A 17,331-nucleotide genomic window follows, 5' to 3' on the forward strand; every position below is an offset into this window, starting at 1 on the left:
GTTAATACCTTCTCAATGTTAATTGCTGAATTGCAAGAATTAGATCTTACCAAAAAAGTCAGATTTTATTTCTGCAAGTGCAGCTTTTATATTTTCCTGGAAACCTGTAAACAGCTTTAGAATATCGCCTGAAATTTTATCGCCCGGTTCAATTAAGTGCATAGCGTTTACAAATGCATCTGTTTCTTTGATTCCAAGCATGGCAATATTTGTTTTGATCTTATGTGTAGTGGCTTTCGCCGTTGCAATATCTTTTTGTGCCAGTGCTTTTTCAATGCTGACAATTTCCTTCGGAGTTTCCTTTAAATAAAGCTCAAGAATGGTCTTCATTGATTCTGTATCATCATGATAATAATCTATTAAGAAATCAAGATGATATTTTTTTTTCAATGATGAAGAATTTATTGAATGATCAATTTCTGCCGGAAAAAATCTACCCCTGCTCCCACATTTATAAAATAAATTCCCGGGTATGGCATCAGTATCTTATCGTTTCCGGCGTCGCCGGTAATAGGAATTTCGGCTACTAATTCACCTGTTACATTTAAGACTTGCAATTTCGAGGAACCGCTTTTAAAATTTTTCCAAAGGATATTTATTTCTCCTGCTGATGGAATAGGATATATAAAAAACTGACATTTTTCTGCCGTAAGATTATCAATTCCACTCAGCACGTCGATCTGATTTTTAAACAGGCTGTCACAGCCGTTTGAATCCACTACTGAAAGGAGCACCCAATACATTCCGGGATAAGCATATAGGTGAGAAGGATTTAAATGGCTGGTGTCGGTAGTTCCATCACCGAAGTTCCAGTATATGCTTGCAGGAATAACTGCCGGATTTAATTTAAAAATGGTCGAATCATTAGAAACACTGTAAGAAAAACTGGTCGGTGGTTTTGGATTTACTTTAATAAATGCTGAAGAATATTGATCACAGGCTTCGAGCGTAATATTATATTCTCCCGATTCATTAAAAAAGATTGCAGCATCATCAGTACCTGAAACGTATGCGCCATCCTGAAGCCAGGTAAAATCCTGAGAGCTCACCGTAGTATTTGTAAAGAAGACGTGTTCATCTTCGCACAATTCATCTGAGCTGGTTATAAATGTGATTGAATCCGGACATGGAATGGTTACCTGTGAATCAACTCTTACCAGATAGCCATCCAAATTGTAAATTCCAAATCCTTCTGTTTCTCCTGCAATCAGGTACCCATTGTCCGAAAGAGGGATGGCGTTGAATGCCACCTCATTCTTTATTCCTCCAAAATGGTTGTTCTGAAGAGTGTCACCATTCGAATCAATTTTTAATAAAAGCATTTCACTCCCTTTGCCCGGTACCTGGGTATAGCCAGCAATCACAAATCCATTATCGCTGGTCTTATTTAATGAAAATCCTAAATCGCCTTCGTGGCTTCCCGGAAATTTCATGAATGGATTCAGGCCAAGTGAATCTGTTTCAATGAAAACAATATTACTGGTATCCAAACTGTTTTCCCAGTCACCCAGCAATATCAGGTTAGATTGATTATCCTCCTTAACATCATAGCCATAGTCATTACCGTTTGCACCAAAATTTCTTGACCATTTCACATTAAGATCACTATCCGTTTCCACAAGATATATATCATAATCGGGAGTAAATGAATTGGTATAACCCGTTATTGCGTATCCGCCATCCTTCATTGGTTCCATATTTACAGCAACTTCATTCCCTGCTTCGCCAATGGAATTTTCGCGCAATATGTTTCCTGCTGAGTCAATTTCAACCAGGTAGATGTCATTTCCGCCATTACCAAAGCTTAAAGTGGAACCGCATAAAATAATTCTTCCACCGCTTATTGCAAGTGCATCGTATAGCATTTCTGTGTATATACCTCCAAAATAACGTTCCCATATTTTAACTCCATCCGTATTCGTTTTTACTACATAAAAATCATAGCTGTTGTTTAGTAAGTTATACGAATAGCCCGACATCACGTAATTATGATCTGTTGTTTCGAGCACATTTCTTCCATAATTATCAGACGAATCTCCAAATGTTTTTGTCCATAATGTTCCGCCATTCATATTGGTTTTTATGAGATAATAATCCGGCGAATTGATGGTAGAATTGCCAAAGCTTTGTGTAGTGCCGCCTGCAATAAATTGTCCTGAAGAAGTTACTGCGACAGATCGTAAGCTTTCTGCATTTATTCCGCCATATATCTTTTCAAAGGGAGCCTGACCCGTCATTTTAAGAAAGTTAAAAACAAATATTGCTGTAAGTAAAAATTTCATATGATTAAATGACTCTTACCATTTTCAACAGACATAGATAAGATTTTAATAAAAAAACAACAACTGTGTGTAAAACTGCATCAATACAGCAATCGACAAATTCACATTGAATTTGGAATATTGCAGCACAAATTATTATCAGAAATACGAATAAATAAAATTAACTAAAAGGTGAATAAAAAATATATCAGAAACTTGTGACTGAAAAACTATCTTCTTTCTGCACTAATTAATACCAAATTCAAAAAAATTATCGGCTTTATAATTCTGCACTATTTTAGTATTTCATTTAAATAGATAACAATGGAATTCCGTACTGAGAAGGATACTATGGGAATGGTACAGGTTCCGGCTGATAAATTCTGGGGCGCACAAACTCAGAGATCAATCCGGAATTTTAAGATTGCAGAAGACATTAACCGGATGCCGAAAGAAATTATCCGTGCATTTGCCCTTTTAAAAAAGGCTGCTGCACTTACCAACTTTGACTTAGAAATTTTATCAAATGAAAAATGCACTCTGATCTGCAGGGTATGTGATGAAATAATAGAAGGAAAACTGGATGATCAGTTTCCGCTTGTAGTTTGGCAGACGGGCAGCGGAACCCAGTCAAATATGAATATAAATGAAGTAATAGCTAACCGGGCACATGTGCTTAATGGAGGAAATCTGACCGATGAAAAAAAAGTACTTTCTGCAAATGATGATGTAAATAAATCTCAGTCTTCTAATGATACATTCCCGACCGCAATGCACATTGCAGCATATAAAATTCTGACAGAAACCACGCTACCGGGAATACAAAAGCTTCGGGATACACTTTACGTAAAATCCGTGGAATTTATGCATGTGGTAAAAATCGGAAGAACCCATTTTATGGATGCAACCCCGCTTACATTGGGGCAGGAATTATCCGGTTATGTATCTCAGCTTGATCATGGAATGCGGGCGATCAGGAATGCCCTGCCTCATCTTTCTGAGCTTGCATTAGGCGGAACTGCAGTAGGCACAGGGCTGAATGCACCTAAGGGCTATGCAGAAAAAGTAGCAAATAAAATAGCCGGCCTCACTACCCTTCCTTTTATTACTGCTGAAAATAAATTTGAATCCCTCGCTGCACACGATGCCATTGTGGAAGCGCACGGCGCCTTAAAAACGGTTGCAGTCAGCCTGATGAAGATTGCTAATGATATCCGGATGCTTTCCTCTGGTCCGCGGGCTGGAATAGGCGAAATGCGGATTCCGGATAATGAGCCCGGATCTTCTATAATGCCGGGTAAAGTGAATCCGACTCAGTGCGAGGCCATGACTATGGTTGCGGCGCAGGTGCTCGGTAATGATGTAGCGATAAATATTGGCGGCGCAACAGGCCACTTTGAGCTGAACGTCTTCAAGCCCATGATGATCTATAACTTCCTTCATTCAGCAAGGCTCATCGGCGATGCATGCATTTCTTTTAATGATAACTGCGCAGTTGGAATAGAACCACTGAATGAAAATATTAAAAAGCACGTCAGCAATTCACTGATGCTGGTAACTGCTTTAAACACTAAAATCGGTTACTATAAAGCAGCTGAAATAGCACAGAAAGCACATCGTGAAAATAAAACGCTCAGGGAAACTGCAGTGGAATTGGGCTATGTAACACCGGAGCAATTTGATGAATGGGTGAAGCCGGAAGAGATGGTGTAGAAGGTTGTTGTTCTCAATTTTAAGCTGGAATAATATCTATAAAGCCAATGTGCTATTTGAACATTACTATTTTTTTCACTCCTAATAATTTCCCATTTAGCCAAAGTTCACAGAAGAGTATATTATCAAAAAGAGTTCCGCTTCAATCTGGAGGGATGTTCCGCTTTCAATTTTATCACTAAGCAGTGTTTGTCCTATTGTATTCATAATCTTTAATTGAGCAGAAGAAAAATCAGGTGATGAAAAGTCAATAGATAAAAAGGTTGAAGCTGGGTTGGGCGAAATCGTAAATATAAAATTGCGTGGACTTGGATATTCAACAGTAAGCAGTATAGAATCGCAGGAGGTTAAGCTAAACGGAGAAGAAGCTAATGTTTCGTAAAGCAGCTCATCGTTTTTTCTAAAACAGGTAAGCCCGGAACTGCATTCAAAATAAATTTCATACGGAGAAAGTAATCCCTCTAAAGAGCCAATTCCCTCAATCCAATTTATGAAAGTGTTAGTAAATGAAATGCGGTTACGCCATTCACCATTCAAAATCTGGACAGAATCAATATTAGTTACTACAGGTGATTCGTTTAACCACTGGAGCGTATCACCTATTTTTATATTAAAATCATATAAGAGCGTATCATGGTTTAATGGAAGGTTTATTGGACAATTATCTAAGGGATAAGTAAATAAACGCAACCAAACCTTTTTCATCGAATCTTCACGAAGTGCTCCTATAAGTACGGTGATGGGATGAGCATAATTATAACCGTAGTTCAATGGCGGGTTATCCGATGTATAGGAATAATAATAGAGATCTTGAAATTTTAATTGCTGGTAGAGTACATGTTGAATCAGGGTATCACCGTCTAAAAAGAATTTACCACCATGGCACTCGCATGAGTAGAAACCGCCAGTATAATAACAATCTCTGACTTCTCTGTTCCATATTGCGCCACTATCTACCAGTGGATAATATCGCTGACCTTTAGCACAAAAGGTCAACATAAGAAAAACAATAGCGCAATAAAAAGGTTTCATAGAAGTGAAGGCTGCATAATATAAAAATATATTTTTTTAATCTCACTTTAATTTGAGTGTAAGTCATTTTTTTGTCATCTCTTTATTCCCAAACCGCGTTTTAAAAAAAGCATATCCCGCAGGAATAAATGATATTAGAATAATTCCAATCACTACCGTTTCAAAGTGATCTTTTACAAACGTGATGTTTCCAAAAAAATACCCCGCTGCAAGAAAACATACTACCCATAGAAATCCACCAATAAAATTGTAGATAATAAACGTATTAATTTTCATTTGTCCTACCCCCGCTATAAACGGGGCAAAAGTTCGAAGTATGGGAGCAAACCGCGTATAGATAATAGTCATCGATCCATATTTTGCAAAAAAGTTTTTTGTACGGTCAAGATAGCTTCTCCGGATCAGCCGTAAATCTTTTTCATACACCTTTGGACCTATCGATTTGCCGATGAAGTAGTTCAGCATATTACCGGTAAATGCGGCTATGATGAGCAGCACAGCCAGCAGCATAATATTTAATCCGCTATTATCTAATGCAGCAATAGCTCCCGCTGCAAATAACATAGAATCACCGGGAAGAAATGGAGTTACCACGAAGCCCGTTTCGCAAAAAATAATGGCGAATAAAATGAAATAGGTGAGCGTGCCATATTGAGAAATAAGCTGGGTAAGGTGCTTATCAATATGAAGAATGAAGTCAAGTAAAGAATGAATAAGATCCATAGTAAAAGTTGCGCGCAAAGGTATTTAAATAATGATCGGCTGGACAGTCATGAACAACGCTAGTACTTATTGTCTATAGATGCATCCATCACACGAGGCTTCATGACTTGCATTATTTTGGCTTACAATTCGTTCGATAAAAAATTTCTGATGGTTTCCCGCATTACCTCTTATGAAGAATACAAAAAAACCTATGTGCTTAGTATTAATAACCCCGATTTGTTTTGGGCTGAAGTCGCAGAAGGATTTCATTGGAAAGAAAAATGGCAACGTGTAAAATCCGGAGACTTTGATCAGGTTAACTTTAAGTGGTTTGAAAAAGGAAAGTTAAATTTTTCAGAAAATTGTCTTGACGCACATATTAAGACATCCGGCAATAAACCGGCTATCATTTGGGAACCAAATAATCCGAAAGAAACAGATCGCATCTTAACTTACCTTGAATTGCACCGGGAAGTATGCCGGTTCGCGAATGTATTGCAGCAGCTGGGAATTCTTAAAGGTGATACGATATGCCTTTACATGCCCATGATTCCGGAGCTTGCCATTTCAATGCTTGCCTGTACACGGATAGGAGCCATTCATTCCGTTGTTTTTGGAGGATTTTCTTCTCAATCTTTATCCGGTAGAATCAGGGATGCAGGATGCAAATTACTGGTAACTGCTGATGGGTTTTACCGCGGCGATAAACCTGTTTATTTAAAACGAATAGCTGATGAAGCCCTGCAGGAATGTCCTTCCGTGCGGAATGTTATTATTTACAGAAGATCTCAATTTGATATAGAAGTAGTGGCAGGCCGTGATCTGTTCTGGGAACAACTTATGGCGAATGCGGAGAGCGGGCATGCAGCAGAGATTATGGACGCCGAAGACCCTTTGTTTATTCTTTATACTTCAGGATCAACCGGGCAGCCTAAAGGGCTGGTTCATACAACCGCCGGGTATATGGTATATGCTGGCTATACTTTTCTAAATGTTTTTCAATACCACGAGCACGACATATTCTGGTGTACTGCAGATATTGGCTGGATTACCGGCCACAGCTACGCAGTATATGGCCCGCTGCTCAATGGTGCCACTACCCTGATGTATGAAGGAGTTCCCTCTTATCCTGATTGGGATCGCTGGTGGCAAATAATTGATAAATACAAGGTCAATATTTTATACACAGCGCCAACTGCAATACGCGCTTTTGAGGCGAAGGGAACAGATCACCTGCGTGACTCCAGCTTAAAATCATTACGGGTTTTAGGCACTGTGGGTGAGCCTATTAATGAGGAAGCATGGCAATGGTATTTTACTAATGTAGGAAAACAAAGATGCCCTGTAGTGGATACCTGGTGGCAAACGGAAACAGGAGGCATCCTCATTACATCGCTGGCAGGCATTACTCCCTCAAAGCCATCGTTTGCTACCTTACCTTTTCCGGGAATTGAGCCTGTAGTCGTGGATGTGCATGGAAATATATTAGATGCACAGAAAGCAGAAGGAAATTTATGCATCAGGAATTCGTGGCCGGGCCAGGCACGCACGATTTATAACGACCATGATCGCTTTATGAAAACTTATTTTAAAGTTTATCCGGGATTGTACTTCACGGGAGATGGTTGCCGTAGAGACGAGGAAGGTATGTACCGGATCACAGGGCGCGTGGATGATGTAATAAAAGTTTCAGGACATCGGATCGGGACGGCGGAAATAGAAAGTGCCATCAATCAGCATCCGGATATAGCAGAGAGTGCTGTAGTACCGGTTCCTCATGATATTAAAGGGCAGTCCATTATTGCTTTTGTGATTTGCAGGAATACGATTAAGGATGAAAAAAAAATTGAGCAGGAAGTTGTAGAACTAATTTCAGGTACCATTGGTCCTATAGCAAAACCAGATAGGGTTTTCATAGTAAGTGGGCTTCCCAAAACCCGGAGCGGAAAGATCATGCGCCGTATCTTACGCAAAATAGCCGAACACCATTATGAGCAGGTAGGTGACATTTCCACCCTGCTGAATCCGGAAATTGTAGAAGAAATTACAGCCAAGGTAGAACGTGGAGAATAGGCTTACCTAAAATAAACATGCAGGGTCTGCAAAATAAGTGATATGCTTTACCTGATACTATAAAGTCTTTTATCAGCATCACATAACAAATGTTCCTGATTTCATTTGTGAGCCAGTTATTCTATCTTTGTCGCTCTTATTAATTCGATTTATACAATGAAATTATTCAGGTCATTACCTGCCTTCTCTCTTAAAGCACTTCTTTTCTTTTCAGTGGTTTGTTTTTTTACTTTATCATTCAGTGGTTGCTTTGAATACCCGGAAGGTCCCGCCTTTACTTTAACTCCGCGTGATATGCGGCTGGAAGGAAACTGGGGTATAAAGGATGTAAAGGATGCAAACGGAAACAGTATCATTAATACCTTTATGACGGATACCCTTTCTGTAAATGTAGACAGCCTGATCGTGACAGATACAATCAATAACCTCGACTCTACTGTTTACGATACTACAATAAACATTTCCAACTTTTATATTTATAAGTATCAAACAATGACTGCAAGTATTAACCGTACCGGATCAAATACGGTTTCAATTTTTACAAATGGTATCCCCTGGACAGATGCAACCTGGACCTTAACGGTAAAAAATGATTTCTGGGCCTTGATATTTACACGCCTCGAAGGAAAAAATACCCTCACACAACGGTTCTATACTATAAGGAAGCTTACCCAGGATGAATTTATTTACCGGGATGAAAATAGTTTCGAATTCGACTGGGAAAAATTATAAATTTAGTACCGTAATTATTGCGGTACGTTTGTATAAGAACTGGTATTTTTTTTCCTGTCAGATAATCTCCCGTAGTACCATGCCAGCCAAATTCCTGTAAGCAGATAACCAATTACCTGGTCTATAATTTCGCCTTTCAGATAATGCATAGGAAGGCCTACCCAGTTGTATTCGAGCATGATCTCCGAAAAAATGACAAACAGGACAAATAACATTACAAACCAAAGTCGTTGCCGGAAATTGATAAGCTTGTCACGGGCTGTGGCCAAAGCAATACAAAGAATCAGTACTGATATCAGGTTGTAAATAAAGCTCATGATATAAGTGCTGGTATTTTCTTCCATTGCCGGATAATAATTTACTAAAGCACCCGGTTTACCCATCATCTCTTTCATTCTCGTCATTTTCTCTTCATTACTTGCATCAGGGGGCATATAAGGAAGAAAATAAAGACCCTTTTTAAGGTTAGCAGACTTCAATGTTTTCAATATGCTGTCTTCAGCAGTTGTGTATTTATAATCCGAATTATGGATGGGCAATACGGTGTGGGCCAATGCTAAATAAACATAAAGGATTACAGATCCAACAATGGAGGCAATGGCGAGTGTTTTCATAAAAGTAATTTGTTGCGAACAAATATAACGAATGAAGGGAAGTGTTGATCTGATATTAAAAGTGGAAAAGATTAATTACTATCATGAAACCATCACCGTGTTACCGCGAAATCACTATGATATTCTGTAATGGGAAAATTTCTGTCACAATACACTTTAATACCACAATCGGCGATATTCCTTCAACTGCGCAAAGATTCATGCATTTCCTGCTTCCCAAACACATTCTCCATCTTCTTTAAAACCTGCTTCAGGTTGATGCCTTTTGCAAGCACACCGCTGAAAATATCACCTTGCTCCTTTACGCGTTCTACCGCATTAAAAATGGTGAAGTGCTTCATCTTTAACCCTTTCTTTACTTCATCCCAGTGCAATGGCATGCTCACCGTAGCGCCGGGTTTTGGACGTAAAGAATAAGGTGCAGCCAGCGTCGCCTGCGGACGGTTCTGTAAAAAGTCAAGATACATATTGCCTTTCCTGTTCTCTATGATGCGCTCGATGGTAGTGAATTTGGGGATCTGACCGTGAACAATCTTCACCAGCACACGTCCAAACTCCTTGCTTTGCTCATAAGTATATTTGGCGCCTAACGGTATGTAAATATGGATGCCGGTAGCGCCGGATGTTTTACAATAGGCCGGAACTTCAATCGCATCAAGCACTTCCTTTGTGGTTTGCGCAGCTTTAATTACCTGTTCAAAAGTAGTGGTGTCGCTCGGATCCAGGTCGATGATGCACCAATCCGGGTTATTAGGTTTTTGAACGCGACTGCTCCAGGGATGCATTTCGAGCCCTCCAATAGATGCAATCAGCAGGAGACTGGCTTCATCGGTGCATACCAAAAAATTACGGTTGCCTCCCGCTTCGCTGCTGTAGGGAAATTGCTGAATCCATTCTGGCACTTTACCGGTTACATCCTTCTGGTAGAAACTTTCACCTTCTATACCATTCGGGTAGCGGATAAGTGTTTGAGGCCTGTCTTTCATATACGGCAGCATATACGGTGCAACCTGGTAATAATAATTGATGACATCCCGCTTGGTAACTGCCTTGCTTCCTTTTACTTCAGGATAATAAATCTTGCTAAGGTTGTTAAACTTCAGATCGTGACCGTCAATGTTTCTTGTCTGCATCTCATCTTTTGGATTGAGAAGGGTCTTGCGCTCTTTTTTTCCTGCTGCGGTAAAGAGTTTTTTGTTAAGCGGATCCTTATTTTGTTCTATCATATTCGAAGTATGTATTTCTTTTTCCCTCACCACTTCTAAAGCTTTTTTATCTTCCCTCAATCCCTTAAAGGATGGATGACGTATTGAACCATCTTTAGTCAGTTCCTGGAAGGTGATCTCCGCTACCAATTCCGGGTTAACCCAGGTTACCTCTGCTTTTGGCGGATCAGGCCTGAAACGGGAAGGCTTGTTATAGTTGGGGACAACCTTAAATGGGCACTGAGAAGTTTCGAGTGGCTTTAATTTTTGAAGGATTTCCGTTTGCATTTTATTTGTGAAGCCTGTCCCGACGGGTCCTATAAATTGAAATTCACCGTTTTCGTACAAGCCCAGCAGTAAGGCACTGAATTGCCTGGATGTATTTTCATTTCTCGTATAGCCTGCAATAACCGCTTCCTGGTGTTTTTCTGTTTTAATCTTCAGCCATTCTTTTGAACGTAAGTCAGGGGTATAAAGGCTATCTGATCTTTTTGCGATCATTCCCTCCAGCTCCATTTTTTTAGCCACTTCAAAAAATTCTTTAGCACCGGCATCAAAAGTTTCACTGATCCGGATGCCCGGCAAGTCAGGAGCAATAAATTTCAGCATTTCACGGCGGTCCATCAGGGATAATTGCATCAGGTCCATGCCATCGAGCCATAAGACATCGAATAGATAATACACCAGCTCACCATCTGCTTCGCTTCGCCAGCCTTGCAAATCGCTGAAATCAGCTATTCCTTTTTGGTTCACTACGATTATTTCCCCATCCACCACTGCATTTATTTTCCATTGCTGTAAAGCGCTATGAAGAGAATAGAATTTTTGGTTGAACGATTTATTATTCCTTGACCGGATCTCAACAGTTCCGTCGTTTATATAACCCAAAGCCCTGTAGCCATCCCACTTTACTTCATAAAGCCAGCCTGGTTCGTCGAAGGGCTCATCCACGAGGGTAGCAAGCATTGGTTTAATATCCGAAGGGAAAGGCGATGGCTTGCCTTTTTTAAGATAACCAGCAAGATCATCGCGGGAAGAAATAAAAGTCTCGGTTTTTTTTGGCTGGGGCATATGGAAAAATTAATACTAAACCATATTCTATCCGAAAATGCATTTTCAGAATTTCCGGAAATATAATATTACATTGATGCAACTGGAGTCATTGTTTTCGATTGCTTGAGGTTTTGCAGAAAATAAAAAAGAAAATGAATTATTTCTCTATGAATAATATACATTATTGAATATCCCTTACGTTCATCTCAATCCTCTTTTGTCCGTTCCATTCACTTTCCTCAATGGTATAACAGATATCGAATGGCTTTCCTCCTTTCACTTTTTCAATCTTTTTACCAAGGCCAAAGCCCATTCCCCCAAACGACCGGGAATTGTCTTTTTTCACAGAAAATTTTAAATGATCTCCACCAACTACTTTTGACCAGCCTGAATCGGTAACCTGGTAGGTTACAAAAACAGGCTTCATATTGTGCGGCCCAAACGGAGCGAACTGCCTGATGATGTTATACAGCTTAGGTGTGATATCGTTGATGTGAAGCTCGGCATTGATCTCTATTTCCGGAGTAAGAAACCGTTCTTCGATGGTAGCAGCTACCACTTCTTCGAAGCGCTGAATGAAGGCATCAACATTTTCCTTTCGTAACGTTAACCCGGCTGCAAACATATGCCCGCCAAACTGCTCCAGAAGGTCACGGCAAGAATAGATTGCCTTATAGATATCATATCCCGGAACTGACCGGGCAGAGCCTGTTGCCATTCCATTTGACTCCGTTAAAATAATGGTTGGACGGTACCAGGTTTCGATCAATCGGGAAGCCACAATTCCGATAACGCCCTTATGCCAGTGAGGCTGAAAAAGCACCGTGGTTCTTTTTTTCTGATGGACCGGATCGTCTTCTAATATATGCAATGCCTCCTGAGTAATGCTTAAATCGTGCTCGCGGCGATCGAGGTTATGCCTGTTTAATATTTGGGCATTTCCTGCTGCAAGATTGACTGTTTGAGAAAGCAGCAGCTGAACTGCATTGCGGGCATCGTCCATCCTTCCTGCGGCATTGATACGTGGCCCTATCATAAATACCAGGTCAGAGATGGTCATCTCCTTTTTTAATGCATTTAATTCCATCAGGGCACGGAGTCCGGCGCAAGGCTCCCGGTTCATTCGTTCAAGTCCATAAAAAGCAAGCACCCGATTTTCACCCGTTATGGGAACAATATCGGATGCAATGCTCACTACTGCAAAGTCAAGATACCGTACAATACGATCAAAAGAAATATTATTTTTTTGAGCGAAAGCAGAGATAAGTTTAAAGCCGATTCCACAACCGCTTAATTCTTTAAACGGATAGCTACAATCCTCTCTTTTAGGATCAAGAACTGCCACGGCATCAGGGATTTTTTCACCGGGCGTGTGATGATCGCAGATGATAAAATCTACATTTTTTTTATTGGCGTAATCAATTTTGTCATTTGCCTTAATGCCACAGTCGAGGGCTATTACGAGTGAAAATCCGTTTTCTTCTGCCCAGTCTATTGCTTTAAAGGAGATTCCGTATCCTTCGGTGTACCGGTTAGGAACATAATAATCTACACCGGCGCCTAATTCGCAGAAAAAAGAATAAACCAGTGCAACAGCCGTAGTGCCGTCCACATCGTAATCCCCGTATATGAGAATCTTTTCTTTGGATAAGATAGCTTTTTCTATTCTGCTGATGGCAATATCCATGTCTTTCATCAGAAAGGAATCGTGCAGATGGTTGTATTCAGGACGGAAGAAATTTTTCGCACTGTTAAAATCAACCACTCCCCGCTGTACTAGTAAATGAAGCAGTGCAGGATGGATTTTCAGCTCTGATTGAAGCCGGGTGACCATTTCAGGATCCGTTTCCTTTCTAACCCATTTTTTTTGCATACTTACCACCGGGACGTTTTATGATGCTTTCCTGATCATAGAAAATAGAGGAACAGTATAACCTCCTCAAATTAGTTATTATCGCCTTCATTTAAAAACAAAATTAAGCTTGCTCCGCTGTACCCATTTCGGTCTTTGAAGATTTCAATAACTCTTTTTCCCATTCCCATGCCGATTTCATCATCTCTTCCAGCGATCTGCGGGGTTTCCAGTGCAGCAAATTTTCCGCTTTCGTATTTTCAGAATATACGGCGATGGCATCTCCCGTTCGCCGGGGGCCAACATGGTAATTTAACTTTTCGCCTGTTGCCTGTTCAAAAGCAGTGATCATTTCCAATACACTTACTCCATTACCTGTTCCAAGGTTAATTATCTCTGGTTCCGGCGAGATGTTTTTTTTCAACATCAAATATTGCAATGCCTGTGTGTGCGCTTCTGCCACGTCCATTACATGTATGTAATCACGGATGCAGGAGCCATCGCGCGTAGGGTAATCGATGCCATGCACTATAAATTTCTTCTGAAAACCTATGGCAGTGCGTGTGATGGCAGGCACCAGGTTCATTGGTTTTTCATCAAAGGGCTCGCCAAGCAAGGCAGATTCATGTGAGCCTGCAGGATTAAAATACCGGAGAATAAGCGCATTAAAAGGACTGGCATTAACTGCGTCTGCAATAATATGCTCACCGAAAAATTTAGTCCGGCCGTAGGGAGATTCCTGCTTTGTAACGGGTGTATCCTCCTGAACGGGGAGCTTCTCCACATTTCCGTATGCAGAGCTGGAGGAGGAAAACAGGAAGTTCGCAATTTGAAATTCCTGTACGCACTGCAGCAAGTTAATCAGCGAGACCAGGTTATTACGATAATATAAAAGGGGGTTGGCCACTGATTCCCCAACCATTTTATAGGCCGCAAAATCAATGATGCCATCTATACCAGAATGTTTGATAAAAATAGCCCTTGTGGCTGCTTCATCGCAAAGTTCCACTTCTTCATTAATGAAATCCTTACCGGTTATTTGTTTTATTCTTTCTGGTACATAACGTTTACCCCTGGAAAAGTTATCGAGGGAAACTACTTCGTATCCTTTAAGGAGCAGATCTACTATGGTGTGGCTGCCGATGTAGCCACATCCGCCGGTAACGAGTATTTTCATTTATAGCCTGCAAAAATAGAGGTAAATGGCAACTCTTTTATAAACCGGGACAGTCATTGATTTTTCACCAATACCACTTTTTTCTTTTCATCGCGATAAAGAAGTGGGTCTATGGGAACCTATTTAAAATCTTCCGGATTCAATAGTCCTTCTTAAGCCTTCTTCAAGGCTGATCAAATCATGGGGTAGCAATTTTTTCATCCGACTGATGTCGGGCCGGCGGCGGTTCATATCGCCTTCTTTTAATGGTGGAAGGAATACAATTTTAGACTGCGACCCTGTAATTTTTATTATAAGGCGGGCAAGGTCAAGAACAGATATCTCAGCATCGCTGCCGATATTCACCACATTATTTTTAAACAGTGATGCCTTAAATTCATTTACCGTGGCGGTTATGTTATCTTCTATAAAGCAAAAGGTGCGTGTTTGCATGCCATCGCCAAAGATGGTGACGTCCCTATTTTGAATGGCGGCCCGAAGGAATTTAGAGATCACAAAATCCTGGGACTGGTTAGGCCCGTATGTATTGAAAAAACGGAAGATGGTGTAGTTAAGGCCATACTCCTGGTAGTACGACTTTAAGAAAGATTCACCTACATTTTTTACTACCGCATACGGCAACCGGGAATTGAGCGGTGTGGTTTCTTCATCCTGCGGATAATGGACGGATTCACCATAAACCTCTGATGAAGAAGAATAGTACACACACTTCACACCGGTGTTTTTTGAGAGGTCCAATATATTGCGGATGCCTTTTATATCATTAAGCACCATTACAGGATTATTTAAGGTGCGTTGCACACCTACCATGGCAGCATAGTGAAAAACGTAGTCAAACTGGTACGAAACCATTACCGAGGAGATGTCAGCAAACTTGTTTACATCACTTTTAATGAAATGCCAGTTAGCAAATTTTTGGGAAGGAAGCTTTTCTAACGATCCGGTAACCATATTATCGACTATTACCACATAGTTCCCCTGATCTTCGCTAAGCTTTGAAGCAAGGCAGCTGGCAATAAATCCGGCACCTCCTGTAATTAAAATTTTAGGCATTAATGAAGTTGGCAGTGAAAGTTTGAAAGTTTAGATTAAAGCTTAAAGGTTGAATAAAATTGATAAGCATTGAATATTAGCCATATCAATAATGCTATTTCAATAAGTCTATTAAATAATTGCCATAACCACTTTTCAGGAGTGGTTCAGCAAGTTTTTTTAATTGCTTCTCATCGATAAACCGTTTCCTGAATGCCACCTCTTCTATGCAGCCGATCTTTAAGCCCTGCCGGTTTTCCACTACCTGAACGAATTGCGAAGCAGCCATCAGTGAGTCGAATGTGCCGGTATCCAGCCAGGCAGTTCCGCGGTCGAGAATGACTACCTTTAATTTTCCTCTTTTCAGGTATTCGCGGTTCACATCAGTGATTTCATATTCGCCCCGTGGGCTTAGTTCCAGGTGCTGCGCTATTTCAATTACCGTGTTATCATAAAAATAAAGTCCCGGCACAGCATAATTGGATTTGGGATGTTCGGGTTTTTCTTCGATAGAAACGGCATGGTTCAATTCGTCGAACTCCACCACTCCATAGCGTTGCGGATCGCTTACATGATAGGCGAAGATGATTCCTCCGGTTGGGTCGGTATTGTTTTCCAGTAGGTTCCCTAATCCGGAGCCATAAAAGATATTGTCGCCAAGGATGAGCGCTACTTTTTCATTTTTTATAAAAGAGGCACCAATCACAAATGCCTGCGCAAGCCCATTTGGCTCGTTTTGTATGGCATACTGAAAATTGCAGCCGAACTGCTGTCCATCACCCAGCAGGCGCTGAAAGCCCGCCATATCCTGCGGAGTGGAAATAATAAGCACTTCCCTGATGCCGGCCATCATGAGCACGGAAAGCGGGTAATAGATCATGGGCTTATCGTAAACAGGGGTAATCTGCTTACTGATTGCATAGGTAATAGGATACAATCGTGTACCCGAGCCTCCGGCAAGAATAATTCCCTTCATGATTCAATTAAGCTATCGGTGTTTAATCTTAAAGGCCGAAAATAGGAAAAGTAAAACAGCTCACTCAACACGCTTTAAATCAAAATTCAAGAACTCTGACAAAGCAATGACTATGTTCTACACCTGATTAATTTAATTAGCATTCAAATGCTTTTTCTTTGCCTGGAAAATTGACTTGTTTATGCAGCCCGTATACTTCCTTCCGCTTATCACCTTTACGCTTTCCATCATTTTTTCAATCCAGCTTTATTTCCATTATCATGCAAATAAAACCAAGACCTATCTGCTGTGGTGGATGATTGGCGTACTTACCTACGGCGCCGGTACCTTCACCGAAAGCTTTAATACGCTATTCGGCTGGCATGAACTGAACTTCCGTTTCTGGTACGTAACAGGAGCGCTTTTAGGGGGTGCGCCGCTTGCCCAGGGAACTGTTTATTTATTATTAAAGAGAAGAACAGCCAATCTTCTTACTGCCCTATTCCTGGTTGTATTTATAGTTGCAGCAATCAGTGTATTCTTATCTCCGATTTATCTGAATAAGGTAAACCCTTTAAAAATGTCAGGCGACGTTTTTGTATGGCAGTGGGTACGCGCCTTTTCTCCTTTCATAAACATTTATGCATTGGTGTTTTTAATGGGCGGAGCTATTTATTCGGCTGCGAGTTATTTTGGAAAGAAAGGTTCACAGAAAAGGTTTTGGGGAAATGTACTGATTGCCATTGGGGCCTTGTTGCCGGGCATTGGCGGTACGAGCACGAGGTTCGGTCATGTGGAAGTACTGTACATCACTGAACTGATCGGACTCATTTTAATTTTCATCGCTTACGTGATTATGCAGAGCGACCGGACTGCTTCAGTACATGCGGCACAGCAAATGGCAGGAGCATAAGCTTTAGTCAAATC

The 17,331-nt window shown here is 40.7% G+C and carries 14 protein-coding genes; 4 read left to right on the plus strand and 10 right to left on the minus strand.

The genetic code is table 11. From position 1 onward, the window contains the following. Positions 1–39: 39 nt before the first annotated feature. On the minus strand, positions 40–390 hold the full coding sequence (locus H0W62_08090; GenBank protein ID MBA3648494.1) for an Hpt domain-containing protein: 351 nt from the start codon (positions 388–390) through the stop codon (positions 40–42). A gap of 11 nt (positions 391–401) precedes the next feature. Next, positions 402–2,282, minus strand: coding sequence for a T9SS type A sorting domain-containing protein (locus H0W62_08095; GenBank protein MBA3648495.1), 1,881 nt, complete (start codon positions 2,280–2,282; stop codon positions 402–404). A gap of 303 nt (positions 2,283–2,585) precedes the next feature. Here H0W62_08095 and fumC point away from each other — a divergent pair, with 303 nt between their 5' ends. Continuing rightward, positions 2,586–3,974 (plus strand): class II fumarate hydratase, encoded by a 1,389-nt coding sequence (gene fumC / locus H0W62_08100; GenBank protein ID MBA3648496.1) that lies wholly within the window; start codon positions 2,586–2,588, stop codon positions 3,972–3,974. Between the two features lie 96 nt (positions 3,975–4,070). Here the strand turns inward: fumC and H0W62_08105 are convergent, their stop codons facing one another. Together H0W62_08105 and H0W62_08110 are read right to left on the minus strand one after the other, a co-directional pair. Further along, entirely contained in the window at positions 4,071–5,006 is a 936-nt protein-coding gene (locus tag H0W62_08105) for a hypothetical protein (protein ID MBA3648497.1), read from the minus strand. A 63-nt stretch (positions 5,007–5,069) separates the two neighbouring features. After that, entirely contained in the window at positions 5,070–5,729 is a 660-nt protein-coding gene (locus tag H0W62_08110; GenBank protein MBA3648498.1) for a DedA family protein, read from the minus strand. A gap of 150 nt (positions 5,730–5,879) precedes the next feature. Here H0W62_08110 and acs point away from each other — a divergent pair, with 150 nt between their 5' ends. Continuing rightward, positions 5,880–7,784, plus strand: coding sequence for an acetate--CoA ligase (gene acs / locus H0W62_08115; protein ID MBA3648499.1), 1,905 nt, complete (start codon positions 5,880–5,882; stop codon positions 7,782–7,784). A 156-nt stretch (positions 7,785–7,940) separates the two neighbouring features. Next, a complete protein-coding gene (locus H0W62_08120) occupies positions 7,941–8,516 on the plus strand; it encodes a hypothetical protein (protein MBA3648500.1) in 576 nt (191 codons plus the stop codon). Between the two features lie 14 nt (positions 8,517–8,530). Here the strand turns inward: H0W62_08120 and H0W62_08125 are convergent, their stop codons facing one another. From H0W62_08125 to rfbA, 6 genes are all read right to left on the minus strand, one after another. Next, positions 8,531–9,130, minus strand: a complete 600-nt coding sequence (locus H0W62_08125; protein MBA3648501.1) for a hypothetical protein — start codon at positions 9,128–9,130, stop codon at positions 8,531–8,533. Positions 9,131–9,312: 182 nt separating this feature from the next. Continuing rightward, the gene (gene ligD / locus H0W62_08130; GenBank protein MBA3648502.1) at positions 9,313–11,301 is read right to left on the minus strand and encodes a DNA ligase D; all 1,989 of its coding nucleotides are present in this window, start codon (positions 11,299–11,301) and stop codon (positions 9,313–9,315) included. A 268-nt stretch (positions 11,302–11,569) separates the two neighbouring features. After that, the gene (gene recJ, locus H0W62_08135) at positions 11,570–13,261 is read right to left on the minus strand and encodes a single-stranded-DNA-specific exonuclease RecJ (protein ID MBA3648503.1); all 1,692 of its coding nucleotides are present in this window, start codon (positions 13,259–13,261) and stop codon (positions 11,570–11,572) included. 103 nt (positions 13,262–13,364) lie between these two features. Next, complete coding sequence (gene galE, locus H0W62_08140; GenBank protein ID MBA3648504.1) at positions 13,365–14,417, minus strand: UDP-glucose 4-epimerase GalE; 1,053 nt, start codon at positions 14,415–14,417, stop codon at positions 13,365–13,367. A 123-nt stretch (positions 14,418–14,540) separates the two neighbouring features. Continuing rightward, positions 14,541–15,470, minus strand: a complete 930-nt coding sequence (locus H0W62_08145) for an NAD-dependent epimerase/dehydratase family protein (GenBank protein MBA3648505.1) — start codon at positions 15,468–15,470, stop codon at positions 14,541–14,543. A gap of 94 nt (positions 15,471–15,564) precedes the next feature. Further along, positions 15,565–16,425, minus strand: a complete 861-nt coding sequence (gene rfbA, locus H0W62_08150; protein MBA3648506.1) for a glucose-1-phosphate thymidylyltransferase RfbA — start codon at positions 16,423–16,425, stop codon at positions 15,565–15,567. A 181-nt stretch (positions 16,426–16,606) separates the two neighbouring features. Here rfbA and H0W62_08155 point away from each other — a divergent pair, with 181 nt between their 5' ends. Further along, positions 16,607–17,317 (plus strand): hypothetical protein, encoded by a 711-nt coding sequence (locus tag H0W62_08155; GenBank protein ID MBA3648507.1) that lies wholly within the window; start codon positions 16,607–16,609, stop codon positions 17,315–17,317. The last annotated feature ends 14 nt before the right edge of the window (positions 17,318–17,331 follow it).

The sequence above is a fragment of the Chitinophagales bacterium genome (assembly GCA_013816805.1).
Lineage (GTDB): Bacteria > Bacteroidota > Bacteroidia > Chitinophagales > UBA10324 > MGR-bin340.